This is a genomic window from Niveispirillum irakense DSM 11586 (assembly GCF_000429645.1).
Taxonomy (GTDB): Bacteria; Pseudomonadota; Alphaproteobacteria; order Azospirillales; family Azospirillaceae; genus Niveispirillum; species Niveispirillum irakense.
Map to the genome: position 1 here is coordinate 1 of NZ_AUCG01000021.1, position 17166 is coordinate 17166.

Consider the following 17166-nt stretch of genomic DNA (forward strand, 5'->3'; position numbering starts at 1 on the left):
CCCGGCTGACATGGGAGGTGGAGACACCCAGCCGGGCAGCGGCGCTGGAAAACCCCTCCGTCTCGCACACCGCGATGAAAATCTCGATTCCGTCCCAACCGCCCATGATGGTCCGCCATCTTTGCTATCCAGCAACAATCATTTTCACAAAAGCCGGATTGTTGCCAGGAAAGTTGCGGCTATAGTGGGCGGATCGGGTGGGCGCGGCCGCCGCGATTCTGTGTGCCTGCGCCACCCCTCCTTGACGTTTTGACCAACCGGGAATGCCCCATGAAGACCCGCGCCGCCGTCGCGTTTGAAGCCAAGAAGCCGCTGGAAATCGTTGAAGTCGATCTGGAAGGCCCGAAGCTGGGCGAGGTGCTGATCGAAATCATGGCGACCGGCATCTGCCATACCGACGCCTATACGCTGGATGGTTTCGACAGCGAAGGCATCTTCCCGTCCATCCTGGGCCATGAAGGCGCTGGTATCGTGCGGGAAGTGGGGCCGGGCGTCACCAGCCTGAAGCCGGGCGACCATGTGATCCCGCTCTACACCCCGGAATGCCGCCAGTGCAAAAGCTGCCTGTCGCGCAAGACCAACCTCTGCACCTCCATCCGCGCCACGCAGGGTAGGGGGTTGATGCCGGACGGCACCAGCCGCTTCAGCTACAAGGGCCAGCCGATTTTCCATTATATGGGCTGCTCCACCTTCTCCAACTTCACCGTGCTGCCGGAAATCGCCGTGGCGAAGATCCGCGACGACGCGCCGTTCCAGTCCGCCTGCTATATCGGTTGCGGCGTGACCACGGGCGTGGGCGCGGTGACCAACACCGCCAAGGTGGAGCCGGGCTCCAACGTCGTGATCTTCGGCCTGGGCGGCATCGGCCTGAACGTGATCCAGGCCGCGCGCATGGTGGGCGCCGACAAGATCATCGGCGTCGATATCAATGACCGGAAGGAAGAATGGGGCCGCCGCTTCGGCATGACCCATTTCGTCAACCCCACCAAGATCGAGGGCGATATCGTCCAGCATCTGGTGGGCCTGACGGAAGGCGGCGCGGATTACACCTTCGACTGCACCGGCAACACCAATGTGATGCGCCAGGCGCTGGAAGCCTGCCATCGCGGCTGGGGCGTGTCGGTGGTGATCGGCGTGGCCGAGGCCGGCAAGGAAATCTCCACCCGTCCGTTCCAGTTGGTCACCGGCCGCGTCTGGAAGGGCTCTGCCTTCGGTGGTGCCCGTGGCCGTACCGATGTGCCGAAGATCGTGGACTGGTACATGCAGGGCAAGATCGAGATCGACCCGATGATCACCCATGTGCTGACGCTGGAGGAGATCAACAAGGGCTTCGACCTGATGCATGCCGGTGAGAGCATCCGCAGCGTCGTGCTGTTCTGATCCGGCCTGACCGGCAATCGTACCCATCAGCCAAAGGCTTGACCTTTGACTGATGGGAGGCTGGCGACCGCCAACCCGGCGCTCGTGCGCCGTGAAGCCAAGCTGCCGGATGGCAGCGCCCGGCACTTGAGGGAACACGAAAAGGAAAGGGCGGCGCCGTCACCGGTGCCGCCCTTTCTGCTTTTACGCCTCAACCAGCGTTCAGGCCGGGGTCAACGTGCCATTGACGCGGCGTGTCAGGCCCCAGGGATTAGCGGCCTGCAAGGCCGGCGGCAGCAGCGCGTCCGGGATGTTCTGGTAGCAGACCGGACGCAGGAAACGGACCATGGCCAGCGTGCCGACCGAGGTGGTGCGCACGTCGCTGGTGGCCGGGAACGGGCCGCCATGGACCATGGCATGGCACACTTCCACGCCCGTCGGCCAGCCATTGGCCAGCACCCGGCCGGACTTTTCCGTCAGCAGGGGCAGCAATTCCCCGGCCAGGGCCTGATCTTCCGGGTCCATCAGCAGGGTGGAGGTCAACTGGCCCTCCAGGCCCGCCAGCACCCGCTTCACCTCCGCCACATCGCGGCAGACAATGACGAGGGAGGAGGAACCGAACACTTCATGGCTCAAGGTCGGGTCGGCCAGGAAGGCATCGGCATCGGTACGGAACAGGGCGGCCTGGCCCCGGTTGGCCTCCTCGCCCGCCTGACCGCGCGCCACCAGGGTCACGCGCTCATTCCCGGCCAGCAGGTCGATGCCGCTGCAATAGTTCCGCCAGATGCCTTCAGACAGCATCACCTGCGCCGGGGCGCTGGTCAGGCTCTGTGCGGCGGCGGCGATGAAGGCTTCCGTATCCGCCCCCTCCAGGGCCACGACAAGGCCTGGATTGGTACAGAACTGGCCGGCACCCATGGTCAGCGACTGGATGAAGGCGGCACCCAGATCGGCCCCGCGCTTGGCGGCGGCGGTGGGCAGCAACAGCACCGGGTTGATGCTGCTCATCTCCGCATAGACGGGGATCGGCTCCGGCCGGTTGCGGGCAATTTCCACCAATGCCAGACCGCCGGCGCGGGAACCGGTGAAGCCCACGGCCTTGACACGCGGATCGGCCACCAGGGCCGCACCCAACGCCTGGGTCGTGCCCGGCAGGTAGGAGAAGGTGCCCGCCGGCAGGCCACTGGCGGCCACAGCAGCCTGGATGGCGCGGGCCACCAGCTCACCCGTGCCGGGATGGGCCGGATGGCCCTTCACCACCACCGGACAACCGGCGGCGAAGGCCGATGCCGTGTCACCGCCAGCGACGGAGAAGGCGAGCGGGAAATTGGAGGCGCCGAACACCACCACCGGGCCCACCGGCTGGTTGACGCGGCGGATATCCGGACGGGGCAGCGGGGCGCGATCCGGCATCGCGGGATCAATGGTCGCTTCCAGCCAGTCGCCCTGGCGCAGCACGCTGGCGAACAGGCGAAGCTGGCCCACCGTGCGGCCACGCTCCCCCTCCAGGCGCGCGCGCGGCAAGCCGCTTTCTTCCATGGCGCGGATGATCAGGGCGTCACCAATCCCCAGAATATGCTCCGCCACGCTTTCCAGGAAAGCCGCGCGGTCGGCCGGCGACAGGGTGGAGAAGACGGGAAAGGCTTCCGCCGCCAGGGCACAGGCAGCGCTGGCATGTTCCACGCCAGCTTCGGCGAAAGCGCCCGGCAGGCTCTCGCCCGTGGCCGGGTTACGTCCCTGGAACGTGGCCTGCCCGCGCTCTTCCGTGGCGCCGATGAGGATGTTGCCGTTGATCTCGCTCATGTAACCTCCAAATGCGGGCGGGTGCCCACCAGAACCAGGGTCCGACACTGCTGGCCGGACGGGATGGCCGGAAAGGGGCGGTGGCACCACCCCATCGGTTGCGTTATTCTGTTAGCGGTCCCATAGCTGCGCGGGACCGTCAACTCCCATCACACCAGATGGCGGGCGGTTGCGCACAAACAAGACCCTTTTGCTGGCACGACAGGCATGGGCACATGGTTGAAACGGCTCCGCATGGGGCTTTGCTTCTAATTTGTATGAGTATATAGCGGGCGCCATGCGGGCGGGTCAACCGGGGGTTCCCGGTCCCCGTCACCGGCACAAAATCCGGGAGGGAAACACAAGAATGACGGCCCAATGTCAGATAGATGCGCCGGTGACGCGCCGCCTGTTCGGTATTCTGTCCGACGGCAGACCCGTGGAGGCGGTCAGATTGCGCAACGAAAACGGTGTGATGGCGACCATCATCACCTATGGCGCGACCCTTCAGGCTTTGTGGGCGCCGGATCGCCATGGACAGATGGCAGATATCGTGCTGGGCCATGACACGCTGGAACCATATGAGCAGACGCCGACCTATTTCGGCGTCACTGTCGGGCGCTATGCCAACCGTATCGCCGGCGGGCGCTTCACCCTGGACGGGCGGACCTATCAGGTGCCGTGCAACAACCCGCCCAACAACCTGCATGGCGGCCCCATGGGCTTTGACCGTCAGCTTTGGACCGTCACCACCATCACGGAAGGGCCGATCCCTTCGGTGACCCTGGTTCTGGACAGTCCGGATGGGGATATGGGCTTCCCGGGCCGGGTGCAGGCCAGCGCCACCTATGCACTGGACGGCGATAACCTGCTGTCCATCACCTATGAAGGGGCGGTGGACAGGCCCACCATCCTGAACATGACCAACCATGCCGTTTTCGACCTCACCGGCGGGCACAGCCCGGTCGGCATCCTGAACCATCGGCTGACCGTGCCGGCCAGCCATTTCACGCCCGTGGATGGCAACCTGATCCCCACCGGGGAAGTGCGGCCCGTCGCGGACGGCCCGTTCGACTTCCGTGAAGGACAGGTGGTGGCCGCTGGTCTGCGCGATGGCCGGGACGAGCAGATCCGCGCCGGGCGCGGTTACGACCATAATTTCGCCCTGGATGCGGGCCTGACCGACACGCCGAAACTGGCCGCCCGGCTGGAAGAGCCGATTTCGGGCCGGGTGCTGGAAGTCACCACGACGGAACCCGGCCTGCAGGTCTATACTGGCAATTTCCTGGATGGCACGCTGATCGGCAAACAGGGGCGGCTTTACCGGATGGGCGATGGGATTGCCCTGGAGCCGCAGAAATTCCCCGACGCGCCGAACCAACCGGCCTTCATTTCCGCGCGGGTAACGCCAGACCATCCCTATCGCCATGTCATGGGCTTCCGGCTGCTGGTCGCCTGACCTCCCGCTCAAAGCCCCATTTCCGTGTCGCGCAGGGCATTCTCGATCAGGCTGACCATCGTGGCCCGCGCAGCAGCCGCATCGCCGGCCACGATGGCATCAAACAGCACGCGGTGATCTTCCACCGGATCGCGTGGCAGTTCCCGTTTGCGCTGTTTGAAGATGGTGGTCCAGCCGACAGCGGCGGCGATGGAACTGGACAGGCAGACCAGCGGCGCGTTGCGCGTCGCCTCCAGCAGTGCATGGTGGAAAAGCTGGTCAGCATCCTGACCTTCCGGCGTGGCAAGCCCGTGGCGGGCCATGGTTGCCAGCGCCGCGCCCATGCGGGCCAGATCGTCGGGCGTGCGGCGGATGGCAGCCAGTTCGGCCGCTGACGGTTCCACCATCATCCGCAACTCAAACAGGTCGCGGATGAAATCCACGCTTGGTTCCCCGGCAAACATCCAGGCCAGAACGTCAGGATCCAGCAGGTTCCAGCGGGCCCGCTCGGTCACCCGTGTCCCCGTCTTGGGCCGGCTCTCCACCAGTCCCTTGGCGGCCAGGATGCGTATCGCTTCACGATAGACAGTGCGGGAAACATTCAGCTTTTCGCTGAATTCAATCTCCCCCGGCAGGGGACCGCCGGGGGGATATTGCCCGGTGACAATCGCCACGCCCAGATCATGGGCGATGGAACCATGGATTCGCTTTGGCGGCGTTGCGGCAATGCCGGCCGGCTGCGAATTGGGCTTGATGCCGCCTTTTTTCACCCTTGGCCATCCCTTGTCCTGGTCCTTAGCCACCCGCCTGGATGGCCGCCGGATCATGACGAAGCGGGGACCACCATGCCAGCACAAAGGCAGCGGGCGGTCGGGCCATGCGCAAAAAGCCCCGTCTGAACCAACCATTGCGCCTGTCCATAACTGCATACGATGATCCTCAAAACCCGAACCCCGCACTGAAATTTCAGTTGCATGGCATTTCATAACATGTCACTGATATTTCAGACAATGGGTGGTGGCATCTCGGATGAACATTGCCTGGGCCAAGGGAGAGGACGCTTGAACATGAAGGGTACGTTGAGGGGAATGGCATATGGGGCCGCTTGCTGCGCCCTGCTGCATGCAATGGCAGGCCCTGCCTGGGCGCAGGATGCCAGCGGTGCCGTCCCTGCCGCGGGGGGAGCCGAAACGCTGGATGAGATTGTCGTGACCGGCATCAAACGGTCGATCCAGCTTTCCATCGATATCAAGCGCAATTCCGTCAGCGTGGTCGATTCCATCGCCAGTGAGGATCTGGGCAAGCTGCCCGATCAGAATGTGGCGGAATCGCTTCAGCGCATCACGGGCGTTTCCATCGACCGGAACCGGGGTGATGGCCAGTTCATCTCCGTCCGTGGTCTGGGGCCGCAATTCAACACGGTGACCCTGAATGGCCGCACGCTGGCGACAGAAAATGTCGGGCGTGAATTCAGCTTCGATGTGCTGCCATCGGAGCTGATCTCCGGCGCTGACGTCTATAAAAGCCCGAGTGCGAATATCAACGGCGCCTCCATCGGCGCGACGGTGAATATCCGCACCGTCCGTCCGCTGGAGCAGAAGGAACTGGTGGTGGCCGGCAGCGCGCGTGCGCTGCACAGCCGGCTGGCCGACAGCACCGACCCGTCCCTGTCCGGTATCGTAAGCTGGCGGAACGAGGATGCCACGCTGGGCGCATCGCTGGTCGTCTCCTACGAAGACCGGGACATGCGCAATGACGAGTTTGATATTGGTGCCGGCCATGTGAAGCGCGGCAACGTCAATACCACTGATTACTGGTATGGCCGTACCGCCCCCGGCGTTGGAAGTTTCAGCGGCGTGGACATGCCGTCCAACCTGTCGCCCTTCTTCTATGAGACCTCGCGGGAACGCCTGGGCCTGAACGGTACGGTGCAGTACAAGCCGACCGACACCATCACCATGACGTTCGATGGGCTTTACTCCAAGATGGACCAGATCGACCGGTCCACGGGTCTGGCCTATGATTTCTCCAGTGGTGTGCTGCGGGAACAGATCGTGGAGAATGGCAGCGCCGTTTTCCAGCGCATCACCGGCGGCACGGTGGACGAGATCGTGACATATGCCCCCCGCCTGACCGAAACCTATCTGCTGGGCTTCAACACCGAATGGCAGAAGGATGATTTCACCCTGGCCTTCGATGCCTCCATGTCGGAAGCCACGCGCAAGGGCAAGGAAGATAATATCTTCTCCACCATCCGGCGCACCGGGATGGACATGACCTTCGACCGGCGCGGCGGCAACCCGATCTATGATTACAGCTTCTCCTCCCCCACCATCCCCAATGTCGCTACCGACCTCAACAATGTCGGCGCGCATTACAATCTGTGGGGCGGGTCCGATTACAAGGACGAAACCAATGAGGTGAAGCTGGACGGCGTGTGGGACCCGGGCGACGGGATTTCCATCTCCGCCGGTGTGGCCCGTGCGGAACGGACCAAGACGGTGGATGCCATCGGCCAGGATGGCGCGGTATCCTGCGCTTATTGCGGCGGCTCGGTCCTGCTGCCGTCTTCCCTGTTCCGCGCTACGGGGATGAACTTCTTCTCCAAGTATAAGAGCGATAATATCATCCGCGACTGGGTCACCTATGATCCGCGCGCCATGGTGGATTATCTGCTGTCCCGACCGGAGGGGATCTACTCCGCCCCCGTCGACGACCCCGCCGCCTCTTCCCGCGTGAAGGAAAAGGTCACGCTAGGTTACATCATGTTCGATCTGAAGACGGAGATCGGTGGCCTGCCGCTGGCGGTCAATACCGGCGTGCGGATCGAGGATACCAAGTTCACCTCCAGCGGTGCGGCGCAGAGCGTGATCAGCGCCAGGCCGAACGGGCTGGGACAGAATATCATCGTCCTGTCCGGGGTGGAGCCGATCAGCTTCTCCGGCCATTACACCGATATCCTGCCGTCGCTGAATGCCCGGCTGGATTTCACCGACGAGCTGGTGGGCCGTTTCTCCGCCTCCCGCGTCATGACCCGGCCCACCCTGTCCGACCTGTCACCGGCACAAAGCATCCTGTCCAATCCGGGCAATGAGCAGATCACCCGCGGCAATCCCGATCTGGAACCTTTCCGCGCCTCGCAGTTCGAATTCGGCCTGGAATGGTATTTCGATGATCTGTCGCTGCTGTCGGCTGCTGCCTTCTACAAGAATATCGACAGTTTCGTTGCCGACGCGACCACGCCGCAGCAGGTGGATCAGGTCGTGTTCCAGGTGACCCAGCCGACCAACGGTGAAGGCGCCACGGTGAAGGGGATCGAGGTCGGTTACCGGCAGGTCTTCAGCATGCTGCCGACCCCGTTCGATGGGTTGGGCGGGCAGGCCAGCTTTACCTATGTGAAGAGCAACGCCAATTACACCAACGCTGTCAGCGGCGCCAATTACGGGCTTCAGGGTCTGTCCAAATATTCATACAGCCTGGTCGGCTTTTATGAAAAGGACGATATCCAGCTTCGTCTGGCCTATACGTGGCGTGACAAGTTCCTGCAGGTGGCCTCAGGCCGGAATGGCGATCCGGAATATTTCGACGCCTACGGCCAGTTGGACGCCAGCGCATCCTACGACATCACGGAGAATTTCGCCGTGACCGTGGAAGCGCTGAACCTGACCGACGAGAACGAGTTCATCTACTCCACCACAACAGACCGGACCAAGGAATACCGCACCACGGGCCGCCGCTATGCCGCTGGCTTCCGCGTCCGGTTCTGATCCTCTTCCATACCAGCACAAGCCCTCCCCCCATCCCGGATCGGGATGGGGGATTTTTTATATGGGGACGCCGCTGGTGACGAATGATCAGGCAATCGCTGCCAACACCGCGTCCAGCAGGCCAGGAAAACGGGTGGCCAGTTCATCGCGGCGCAACTGGTTCATATGGGTCACGCCTTCGGGCCGTGTATGCACCAGGCCGGCATCGCGCAGCACGCGGAAATGGTGCGACATGCTGGATTTCGGTCGCCCGCCATCCAACGCGGCACAGCTCGCCGCCCCCTCTGCCGCCAGGCGGCGGATGATATCGAGACGGACCGGATCACTGAGCGCGTGAAAAATGTCCTCCGGACGGACATCCTCAATGGCGGGATGCTTATAGCTTCTCATGAAAATAATTTAGCACCGATGGCTTGGCATTGCCATAGTTCGAAATATATCGTACAAGCGAATTATCGAAGTTGGTTGACGCCAACTCCCCTTATCGCTTCTGGAGCGTTCAGCAATGTCGGGTCTTTTCGATCCTTACAGCCTCAAGGACGTCACGCTGCGCAACCGCATCGCCGTGTCGCCCATGTGCCAATATTCCGCCACCGATGGCGTGGCCAATCAGTGGCACGCCGTGCATCTGGAGGCGCTGGCGCGCGGCGGGTCGGGTCTGGTGGTGGTGGAAGCCACCGGCGTGTCACCGGAAGGCCGTATCACGCCGGGCTGCCTGGGTCTGTGGAATGACGCACAGGCCGAAGCCCTGGCCCCCATGGTCCGGCAGATCAAGCAATGGGGTGCCGTGCCCGGCATCCAGATCGGCCATGCCGGCCGCAAGGCCAGCGCCAACCTTCCCTGGGAAGGCGACGACCATATCCCCACGGACGATCCGCGCGGATGGGAGACGATCTCCCCCTCTGCGGTCGCGTTCGGCGGCGGCTTGCCCAAAGTGCCGCGGGAGATGACCAAGGCCGATATCGAGCGGGTGAAAGGTGATTTCGTCGCCGCCGCCATCCGCGCCCGCGATGCCGGCTTCCAGTGGCTGATGCTGCATTTCGCCCATGGCTATCTGGCGCAGAGCTTCTTCTCCATCCATGCCAACCAGCGCACGGATGAATATGGTGGCAATGCCGACAATCGCGGCCGCTTCCTGCTGGAAACGCTGGCCGCCGTCCGCGCCGTCTGGCCGGAAAACCTGCCGCTGACCGCCCGGTTCGGCGTCATTGAATTTGACGGTCGGGACGAGGAAACCCTGGCGGAGGCCATCGGCCTTATCCGTCGTTTCAAGGCGGGGGGACTGGATTTCATTGATGTGTCGATGGGCTTCTCCACCCCGACGGCGCAAATCCCCTGGGGCCCCGCCATGCTGGGCAACATCGCCAAGCGCGTGCGCCAGGAAACCGGCCTGCCCACGGCCACGACCTGGAATGTCGGCCCGGCCGAACAGGCCGACGCGCTGATCAAGGATGGCGCCATCGACGTGGCCATGATCGGCCGCCCGCTGCTGGAAAACCCGCACTGGCCCTATGATGCCGCCCGCAAGCTGGGCGTGGAGAAGCCCGCCTGGGCCACCCTGCCCGCCCCCTATGCCCATTGGTTGAGCCGGTATCGCTGATCACCAATACGGATGCCCGGATATGGCGCGCCCTATCCGGGCATCTCAGCGGTTCAGGCCTTGATGGACACCCAGCCTTTAAAGGTGAAGGCCGCGTAGAACAGGTCGATTTCCGTAAAGCCAGCGTCGCGCAGCAAAGCCTCGTCCTGGGCTGGTGTCAGCACCGGCAGGCTCTGCTTCATGGCGGCCAGACTGGAAACAGTCTGGATGGAGGGCATCCCGCGGGACGCGGCAAAGGCGGCATTACGCGCCAGCCATTTGTCCTTCTCCTGATCGCTGGTGGGAAAGCTGTGATGCATCGTGACCAGGGGGGCACCGGGTTTCAGCCGCTGGCCGATCACCCGCAGCGTCCGCCGTCGCTCCGCTTCCGGCAGGAAGTGGAGGGTGAGCAGACAGGTGGCACCATCAAACGGCCCTTCCGGTGACGCATCAATATAGCCTTCGTGCAGCCGCACACGGGCCATCGCCGGCCCCAGCCGCTCACGCGCCTGCGCCAGCATCAGGGCGGAAGGGTCCACCCCATCGAAAAACCAGGAGGGATAGGCGGCGGCGAGAGCCGCCAATTCCATCCCACCCCCGGCCCCGACAACCAGCACCCGCCCGCCTTCCGGCACCCGCTCAGCCAGAAGAAGACCCACCATCTGGTGCAGATCATCCAGGCCGGGGACCTGGCGGCTCACCCGATCCGCATATCCCGCACCGGCGCCGGGGATGGTGTTGTTCTGCATGATCCCGACCTTTCAACCTACTATCCATCACGAAACATATCTTGTTACATGAGTGGCGGCAGGTCAAGGAAGCAACAGGGACCGGCATAACGGGCTAGGTTGGACTACCCTAGACACCGCCCCGGCGCAGGCCCATAGGCGCTAAGTTAACCTCTTGCACCGAAGTGCTTTCCCCGCGAAAGCGGGGATCCAGGGGCCAAGGGCACTCAAGCGTGGTTCATGTGGCCCCTGGACCCCCGCCTTCGCGGGGGAGGCAGGGAAGTGCGAACCCTTAACTTAGCGCCTATGGGCCTGCCCCGGGGCGACGGTAGTGAGAACGATTTCCGGTTCCACTTAACCTGACAAACCCTAGCCTTGATCAGACAACGCCGCCATTGGCGCGTAAGACCTGCCCATTGATCCAGGCACCATCCGGCCCGGCCAGGAAAGCGATGGCGGCAGCAATATCATCAGGCGTGCCCAACCGTTCCAGCGGCGCCATTTTGGCCAACCGCTCGACCAGTTCCGGTGATTTGCCGGTCAGGAACAGGTCGGTCGCAGTCGGGCCGGGTGCCACCGCGTTGACGGTGATGGAACGGCCGCGCAACTCCTTGGACAGAATGGCCGTCAGGGTTTCCACCGCTGCCTTGGTCGCCGCATAGACGCCATAGGTTTCCAGCTTCATGCCCACGACACTGGTGGAAAGGTTGATGATGCGGCCACCGTTGCGCACACGTTTGGCCGCCTCCCGCATGCCGTTGAAGGCCCCTTTCAGGTTGATGGCGATCAGCCGGTCGAAATCATCATCGGTCTGGTCAGCCAAGCTGGCGACGCTGAACACACCGGCATTGTTGACCAGCAGATCGACACCGCCAAATGCAGCCTCTGCCGTATCGAACAGGGTCGCCATGGTGGCGGGATCAGCCACATCACCCTGCACTGCCTGGGCCTGCCCCCCGGCGGCAATGATATCGGCCACCAGTTTTTCTGCTGCCGCCTGATTGCCGGCATAATTGATCGTAACGGCGCACCCGTCTGCCGCCAACCGGCGGCTGATGGCAGCACCGATCCCGCGAGAGCCACCGGTAACGATGGCGCTTTTCATCATCTGCTTACTCATCACATTCTCCTTCATTCCCTGTCATCCCAGGGCATGCCTTACCTTAACCTATTGCGTTTTCCGGATAATCCCCCATGATCCGGCAATACTGACCGGAAATGGCGAACAATTCATGGACCGGTTCGATGCGATGCGCGTGTTCACCCGCGTGGTGGAGCAGCGCAGCTTCTCCCAGGCGGCGCAGGATCTGGGCCTGCCGCGCTCCACCGTGACCGATGCCGTGCGGACGCTGGAGGCGCGGCTGGGCGTGCGCCTGTTGCAGCGAACCACCCGCTTTGTCGGCCCCACCCTGGAGGGGGAGGCCTATTACCGCCGCTGCATCGCCATCATCGCGGAGGTGGAAGACGCAGAGGCCGGCATTGTCGGGGCCAAGCCGCGCGGGGCCTTGCGCGTGGATGTGCAGGGGCGGCTGGCCCGCCATTTCCTGCTGCCCGGCCTGCCCGCCTTCCTGGCGGAATATCCGGATATCTCCCTATTCATGGGGGAAGGCGACCGGATGGTGGATCTGCTGCGTGAGGGGGTGGATTGCGCCCTGCGCGTCGGCACACTGGTGGATAGCGACATGGTGGCCCGCCGCGTCGGCCTGCTGCGGGAGATAACCTGCGCCAGCCCGGATTATATCCACCGGCATGGCCGGCCCACCAGCCTGGAAGAATTGGCGCAGGGCCATCAGATGATTGGCTTCCATTCCACCGCCACCGGCGCGCTGCTGCCGCTGGAATTCATGGTGGAGGGAAAACCGCGGGAGATGCTTCTGCCAGCACCAGTGGCCTTGAACGGCGCCGATAGTCTGGTCGCCGCTGCCCGTCAGGGGCTAGGGCTGATCCAGGTGCCACGCTATGGGGTGGCGGATGATCTGGCCGCTGGCAGGCTGGTGGAAATCCTGCCGGCTTTCCCGCCCAGCCCGACCCCGGTATCCCTGCTTTATCCGCGCGACCGGCAATTGCCGCAGCGCATCTGTGTCTTCATGGATTGGGTTGTCCGGCAATTTGCCGCCCAGGCCCATGATGGCATGGTGTGACAGTCCCCACCTCACCTGGAAACAGGAGATCAAGATCATGGAATACCGTCCCTTGTCCGGCTCCGGCCTGTTCGTGCCCTCCCTGATCCTGGGAACGGCCACCTTTGGCGGCAGCGGCGATTTCTTCCGCAAATGGGGGCAAACGGATGTGCAGGGCGCCACCACGCTGGTGGATGTGGCGCTGGAAGCCGGCTGCACCATGTTCGACACCGCAGACAGCTATTCCGCCGGCCTGTCAGAGGAAATTCTGGGGCAGGCGATCAAGGGTCGGCGCGACAAGGTGCAGATCGCCACGAAAACCGGGATCGCCATGGGACCAGGGCCGAACGATATCGGTACCTCGCGCGCCCGCATCATCCGGTCGGTGGAAGCCAGCCTAAAACGGCTGGGCACGGATTATATCGACCTGTACCAGCTTCACGCCTTCGATGCCGTCACCCCGGTGGAGGAGATGCTGCACGCGCTGGACAGCCTGACCCGCGCCGGCAAGATCCGCTATTATGGCGTCTCCAATTATTCCGGCTGGCACCTGATGAAGATGCTGGCTTTGGCGGAAAAGCATGGCCTGCCCAAGCCCGTGTCGCATCAGGCTTATTACTCCCTGGCCGCGCGGGATTTTGAATGGGAACTGATGCCCCTGGCGCTGGACCAGAAGGTCGCCACCCTGGTGTGGAGCCCACTTTCCGGTGCCAAACTGTCCGGCAAGATTGGCCGCAACAAGCCTGCCCCCGCCGATAGCCGGGCCGCCACCGATGCCTCCTGGCAGGTGCCGGAGGAACGGCTTTACACCATCACCGACGCGCTGGAGCAGGTGGCGACGGAAGTCGAACGCTCCATGGCCCAGGTGGCGCTGGCCTGGTTGCTGGCCCGGCCCAGCGTGACCGGCATCATCATCGGTGCCCGCACCGTGGACCAGCTTCGCGATAATCTGGCCGCCGCAGACCTGAAACTGTCGCCCGACCAGATGGAGCGGCTGGACCGGGCCAGCGACGTGCAGCCAGCCTATCCCTATTGGCATCAGCGCCGCGTGGGCATGGTGCGCAACCCGCCGCCCGTGCCCGTCCATCGCTGACCGATATCAGGCGGCCGATTTGCCGGTCAGGGTGGCGATGAATTCCTCCACCCCCCGGCGCAACTGGTCGGCCTGCTGGCTGAGTTCGGCAGAAGCTCCACCCAGCCCGGTCGCCATATCGCCAACGGCACCGGCCGCATCGGTGACACCGGACAGGTTGTCCGCCACCTCGGCCGTGGCGGTGGCGGCGTTCTGGACATTGCGCGCAATCTCCCGCGTGGCTTCCCCCTGCTCCCCCACAGCGGTGGCGATAGTGCTGGAAATGCCGTCAATCTCCCGGATCGTACCTTCAATGGCGGAAAGGGCCGCCAGGGCATGGCCCATCCGGTCCTGCATTTCCCCGACCTGACGGGAAATATCCTCCGTCGCGCGGGCGGTCTGGCTGGCCAGGTTCTTCACCTCACCGGCCACCACGGCAAAACCCTTGCCGGCCTCCCCGGCGCGGGCCGCCTCAATCGTCGCGTTCAGGGCCAGAAGGTTGGTCTGGGCCGCGATTTCGCTGATCAGATCGACAATGCGGGTGATGCGCTGGCTGGCATCGGCCAATTCCCGCATGGCGGAACCGGCATTACCCGCCTCCGACACGGCAGTGCGGGCGATCCCGGCTGATTGCGAAACCTGACCGGCAATGGCGTTGATGGAAACGGAAAGCTGCTCCGACGCCGCCGCCACCGTGCCGACATTGGCGGATGCCTGGTCGGCTGCCACCCCCGCTGTACGGGCGCTGGCATTGGTGGCCGTGGCGGTGCGGGCCATTTCCCGGGCGCTGGCATCCAGCTCCGTAGCCGCCGCCGCAACACCTTCCACCATCGACCGGACATGCTGGTCCAACTGGTCGGCCAGTTTGCGCAAATGGCTGTTATAGCGGGCGTCGTTTTCTTCCAGATATGTGGAGATCACCAGATCCATATCCAGCATGACAGCCAGATTGACGGCGCGCATGGCCTCCGCCGCCTTCTGCGCCGCGGCACGCGGGTTCCAGCGATCGACAAAGCTTTCCTGCAGGGCGGTATAAAGCCGCGACAGGGTCAGCGCATAGCCACCCAGATACCAGCGCGGCTCCAGCCCCAGCATGCTGTGGACGCGCCCGATGGCATTGGTGCTGTCCACATAGGTCTGGTCAAACGTGCCACTGAACAGGATCAGCCAATGCTGCAACTGCCGTTCGCGGGCATGGGCCATGATCTTGTCATTGGGGAACATCCGCATCAGATGCGGCTGGCGGCGCACATCTTTATAGAAGGCATCGATGATCTCTGGCAGCACCGCCTGGATACGGGGCTTCACCGCCGCCAGAACGCGCCGTGTCTGCGCATCAATGCCCAGAAATTCCAGCCGACCGGCCCAATCGTCGGCACTCTTCACCGCCATCTTAGTCCCCCGTCACCCGCGGCCTCTCCCATGCAGGGGCCGCCCCTTATTATCGCCACATGGGCGTATCAGGAGAATTAACGCAACGGTTGGCAGCTACAATAATTATGTAAAGCACCTTCTCCAATTACGGTTTGTGGCGGCATCCTCATGTCGGGCCACCACCATCCGCCAGTCGGAGAGAGGGCGGAACCGCTGCCTGTAGCAGCCAGCCCCGCCCCTTTTATCAGGCCGGGATGACCTGTGCCGCCAGCACGAAAAGCCCGACCGCTGCGACAGTACCACCAGCCAGACGCGGCAGACGGCGGCCCCATTCCCACGCGGTGCGGGAGCGCAGCAGCCAGGCCACACCCACGGCCAGCGCCGACTGGATCGCAGCCAGACCGATCAGATAGGCGACCACCGGCGTCGCTTCGGCCCCGAAGATCGATTCGCCATAGGCATAGCCATGGAACAGGCCGGCCAGGGCGAACAAAGCAGCCCAGCCGCCAACCGGCAACCGGCGACCGCTGGCGATCACCGCACCGGCGGCCAGCACCGACGCGGCAACCAGCAATTCCGCACCCGGCAGGCCGACGCCGGCCACATGCAGCCCCACACCAACGGCGGACAGGGCCACAAACAGGACCGGCAGCAGCAACGGCAGGCCGGCGGCGGCCACGGCCAGGCCGGCGGCCAGGATAAAGGCCAGATGGTCCGGCCCGATGATGGGGTGGCCCAGGCCGGACAGCAGGCCCTGGGTGAAGGTGGCGGGCAATTCCCCATCCATCATATGATGGGCAAAGGCGGGCGAGGTTGCCAGCAGGGAAAGGCCGGAAAGGGCGGCACCGCGGACCAGCGCGCGGATAGGCGAACGCGTCATCATCACTCCTTCATGTCCTCCCACCGAGGACAGCACAGGTTATGGTCCGAAGGCAGGTCTCCTGGCTTGCGGCTGGTCGCGCCACCCATCCGCCTTCCCAGTCCCGTCAAGGACCAGTGGCATCATGGTTGGGGGCTTGCCGCATACAGTTGCGGGGGCAGCCGCGGCATTGGCGCCTGGATGGCACCGCACCGCGTTCCCTTTTCATGCCGGCCGGGAAGCCGGCAACCGTCGGAGCCGCCACTATGGCCGCGGGCGCGGCGATTGACAAGACGGGTGCCGATGGTTCTATTGCACCTGCGCTGGTCGCCAGCCGGGCTGCCCGGCGGCGTGAAAAGGGAACACGGACCTGTCCGGGCCTTGCAAAAGGTTCTGGCCGGCGACCGTGGCTGCCCCCGCAACTGTGTGTGGCGAGCTTGTTCCACAAAGCCACTGGCGGCCCTTTCGGGCGGCTGGGAAGGCGGGACGGGCATGGACCCATGAGCCAGGAGACCTGCCAGCGCCAGGGACGGATATCAGGCGGGGTGCCCTGATCGCCGGTCGGCATGTGCCCGGTTGAGGTCTTCAACCTGTCCCTGGCACCCGCCGATGCAGCGCCAGCCGCCGCACCCCTGCCACGCACCCGCATCATGGCCCCTAAGGGCCGGACGGGACGGGCATGACAGATCAGACACAAGATGAAATGGCACTGGCAAGGCCCCTGGTGGCGGTGTGCCGGTCCTGCCGCGGTACCCCGGCCGAAGCCCAGGGCGAGCCTGTGCCTGTCGAGTGCCGGCCAGGTGCCCGCCTTGCCACTGCGCTGACAGAAGCGACACCCCATGACGTGCGGGTGCTGGTGGTGGATTGCCTGGGCAACTGCAATCGCGGGCCCAGCGCCACGCTGCAATGCCAGGGCCGCTGGCAATATCTGTTCGGGGAGATCAACCCCGACACCGGGGCTGAGGACCTGCTGGCCGCCGCCCGCCTGCTGGCCGTGTCAGAGGATGGGCTGCTGCCCTGGCGCACCCGGCCACCGGCCTTGAAAAAGGGCCTGATCGCCCGCCTTCCCCCTTTCCCCGCCGTTTGAT

General features: G+C 64.0%; 15 protein-coding genes and 2 riboswitches. Of the genes, 7 read left to right on the forward strand and 8 right to left on the reverse strand.

The annotated features are described in order from the left end of the window. The coding region (locus G473_RS29865) for a helix-turn-helix domain-containing protein (protein WP_154667330.1) at positions 1–106 on the reverse strand (106 nt) is incomplete at its 3' end. 164 nt (positions 107–270) lie between these two features. Here G473_RS29865 and G473_RS0109040 point away from each other — a divergent pair. Continuing rightward, positions 271–1380 carry an S-(hydroxymethyl)glutathione dehydrogenase/class III alcohol dehydrogenase gene (locus tag G473_RS0109040; RefSeq protein ID WP_029012834.1) on the forward strand — a complete coding sequence of 370 codons (1110 nt, stop codon included), beginning with the start codon at positions 271–273 and terminating at the stop codon, positions 1378–1380. 201 nt (positions 1381–1581) lie between these two features. On the opposite strand, the gene G473_RS0109045 is transcribed toward G473_RS0109040, so the two are convergent. Then, complete coding sequence (locus tag G473_RS0109045) at positions 1582–3162, reverse strand: aldehyde dehydrogenase (NADP(+)) (protein ID WP_029012835.1); 1581 nt, start codon at positions 3160–3162, stop codon at positions 1582–1584. Between the two features lie 346 nt (positions 3163–3508). Here G473_RS0109045 and G473_RS0109050 point away from each other — a divergent pair, with 346 nt between their 5' ends. After that, positions 3509–4600 carry an aldose epimerase family protein gene (locus G473_RS0109050; protein WP_051330076.1) on the forward strand — a complete coding sequence of 364 codons (1092 nt, stop codon included), beginning with the start codon at positions 3509–3511 and terminating at the stop codon, positions 4598–4600. An 8-nt stretch (positions 4601–4608) separates the two neighbouring features. Here the strand turns inward: G473_RS0109050 and G473_RS0109055 are convergent, their stop codons facing one another. After that, a complete protein-coding gene (locus G473_RS0109055) occupies positions 4609–5349 on the reverse strand; it encodes a FadR/GntR family transcriptional regulator (protein ID WP_245580022.1) in 741 nt (246 codons plus the stop codon). A gap of 318 nt (positions 5350–5667) precedes the next feature. Between G473_RS0109055 and G473_RS0109060 the strand changes: the two genes are divergently transcribed. Next, positions 5668–8346 (forward strand): TonB-dependent receptor, encoded by a 2679-nt coding sequence (locus G473_RS0109060; RefSeq protein WP_084437830.1) that lies wholly within the window; start codon positions 5668–5670, stop codon positions 8344–8346. 87 nt (positions 8347–8433) lie between these two features. On the opposite strand, the gene G473_RS0109065 is transcribed toward G473_RS0109060, so the two are convergent. Next, positions 8434–8736: an ArsR/SmtB family transcription factor gene (locus G473_RS0109065; RefSeq protein ID WP_029012839.1), complete on the reverse strand. Its 303-nt coding sequence runs from the start codon at positions 8734–8736 to the stop codon at positions 8434–8436. A gap of 115 nt (positions 8737–8851) precedes the next feature. Here G473_RS0109065 and G473_RS0109070 point away from each other — a divergent pair, with 115 nt between their 5' ends. Then, positions 8852–9946, forward strand: a complete 1095-nt coding sequence (locus G473_RS0109070) for an NADH:flavin oxidoreductase/NADH oxidase (RefSeq protein WP_029012840.1) — start codon at positions 8852–8854, stop codon at positions 9944–9946. A 53-nt stretch (positions 9947–9999) separates the two neighbouring features. On the opposite strand, the gene G473_RS0109075 is transcribed toward G473_RS0109070, so the two are convergent. After that, the gene (locus G473_RS0109075; protein WP_029012841.1) at positions 10000–10674 is read right to left on the reverse strand and encodes a class I SAM-dependent methyltransferase; all 675 of its coding nucleotides are present in this window, start codon (positions 10672–10674) and stop codon (positions 10000–10002) included. A 358-nt stretch (positions 10675–11032) separates the two neighbouring features. Beyond that, positions 11033–11773, reverse strand: a complete 741-nt coding sequence (locus tag G473_RS0109080) for an SDR family oxidoreductase (RefSeq protein ID WP_029012842.1) — start codon at positions 11771–11773, stop codon at positions 11033–11035. A gap of 112 nt (positions 11774–11885) precedes the next feature. Here G473_RS0109080 and G473_RS0109085 point away from each other — a divergent pair, with 112 nt between their 5' ends. Both G473_RS0109085 and G473_RS0109090 read left to right on the forward strand, forming a co-directional pair. Next, entirely contained in the window at positions 11886–12794 is a 909-nt protein-coding gene (locus tag G473_RS0109085; RefSeq protein ID WP_029012843.1) for a LysR family transcriptional regulator, read from the forward strand. Between the two features lie 37 nt (positions 12795–12831). After that, positions 12832–13866, forward strand: a complete 1035-nt coding sequence (locus tag G473_RS0109090) for an aldo/keto reductase (protein ID WP_029012844.1) — start codon at positions 12832–12834, stop codon at positions 13864–13866. A 6-nt stretch (positions 13867–13872) separates the two neighbouring features. On the opposite strand, the gene G473_RS0109095 is transcribed toward G473_RS0109090, so the two are convergent. Further along, complete coding sequence (locus G473_RS0109095) at positions 13873–15237, reverse strand: globin-coupled sensor protein (protein WP_029012845.1); 1365 nt, start codon at positions 15235–15237, stop codon at positions 13873–13875. 226 nt (positions 15238–15463) lie between these two features. Continuing rightward, entirely contained in the window at positions 15464–16102 is a 639-nt protein-coding gene (locus tag G473_RS0109100) for a HupE/UreJ family protein (protein ID WP_035706400.1), read from the reverse strand. Between the two features lie 31 nt (positions 16103–16133). Next, positions 16134–16347, reverse strand: a riboswitch (cobalamin riboswitch). 38 nt (positions 16348–16385) lie between these two features. Then, a riboswitch (cobalamin riboswitch) is annotated at positions 16386–16614 on the forward strand. 143 nt (positions 16615–16757) lie between these two features. On the opposite strand from G473_RS0109100, the gene G473_RS0109105 reads away from it, so the two are divergent. Beyond that, positions 16758–17165, forward strand: a complete 408-nt coding sequence (locus G473_RS0109105; RefSeq protein WP_051330077.1) for a DUF1636 family protein — start codon at positions 16758–16760, stop codon at positions 17163–17165. The last annotated feature ends 1 nt before the right edge of the window (position 17166 follow it).

Excerpts from the sequence above, each read along its gene's own strand:
- G473_RS0109040 (WP_029012834.1), top strand. The coding sequence starts at position 271 with ATGAAGACCCGCGCCGCCGTCGCGTTTGAAGCCAAGAAGCCGCTGGAA.
- G473_RS0109045 (WP_029012835.1), bottom strand. The coding sequence starts at position 3,162 with ATGAGCGAGATCAACGGCAACATCCTCATCGGCGCCACGGAAGAGCGC.
- G473_RS0109050 (WP_051330076.1), top strand. The coding sequence starts at position 3,509 with ATGACGGCCCAATGTCAGATAGATGCGCCGGTGACGCGCCGCCTGTTC.
- G473_RS0109060 (WP_084437830.1), top strand. The coding sequence starts at position 5,668 with ATGGCATATGGGGCCGCTTGCTGCGCCCTGCTGCATGCAATGGCAGGC.
- G473_RS0109065 (WP_029012839.1), bottom strand. The coding sequence starts at position 8,736 with ATGAGAAGCTATAAGCATCCCGCCATTGAGGATGTCCGTCCGGAGGAC.
- G473_RS0109070 (WP_029012840.1), top strand. The coding sequence starts at position 8,852 with ATGTCGGGTCTTTTCGATCCTTACAGCCTCAAGGACGTCACGCTGCGC.
- G473_RS0109075 (WP_029012841.1), bottom strand. The coding sequence starts at position 10,674 with ATGCAGAACAACACCATCCCCGGCGCCGGTGCGGGATATGCGGATCGG.
- G473_RS0109080 (WP_029012842.1), bottom strand. The coding sequence starts at position 11,773 with ATGAGTAAGCAGATGATGAAAAGCGCCATCGTTACCGGTGGCTCTCGC.
- G473_RS0109085 (WP_029012843.1), top strand. The coding sequence starts at position 11,886 with ATGGACCGGTTCGATGCGATGCGCGTGTTCACCCGCGTGGTGGAGCAG.
- G473_RS0109090 (WP_029012844.1), top strand. The coding sequence starts at position 12,832 with ATGGAATACCGTCCCTTGTCCGGCTCCGGCCTGTTCGTGCCCTCCCTG.
- G473_RS0109095 (WP_029012845.1), bottom strand. The coding sequence starts at position 15,237 with ATGGCGGTGAAGAGTGCCGACGATTGGGCCGGTCGGCTGGAATTTCTG.
- G473_RS0109100 (WP_035706400.1), bottom strand. The coding sequence starts at position 16,102 with ATGATGACGCGTTCGCCTATCCGCGCGCTGGTCCGCGGTGCCGCCCTT.
- G473_RS0109105 (WP_051330077.1), top strand. The coding sequence starts at position 16,758 with ATGACAGATCAGACACAAGATGAAATGGCACTGGCAAGGCCCCTGGTG.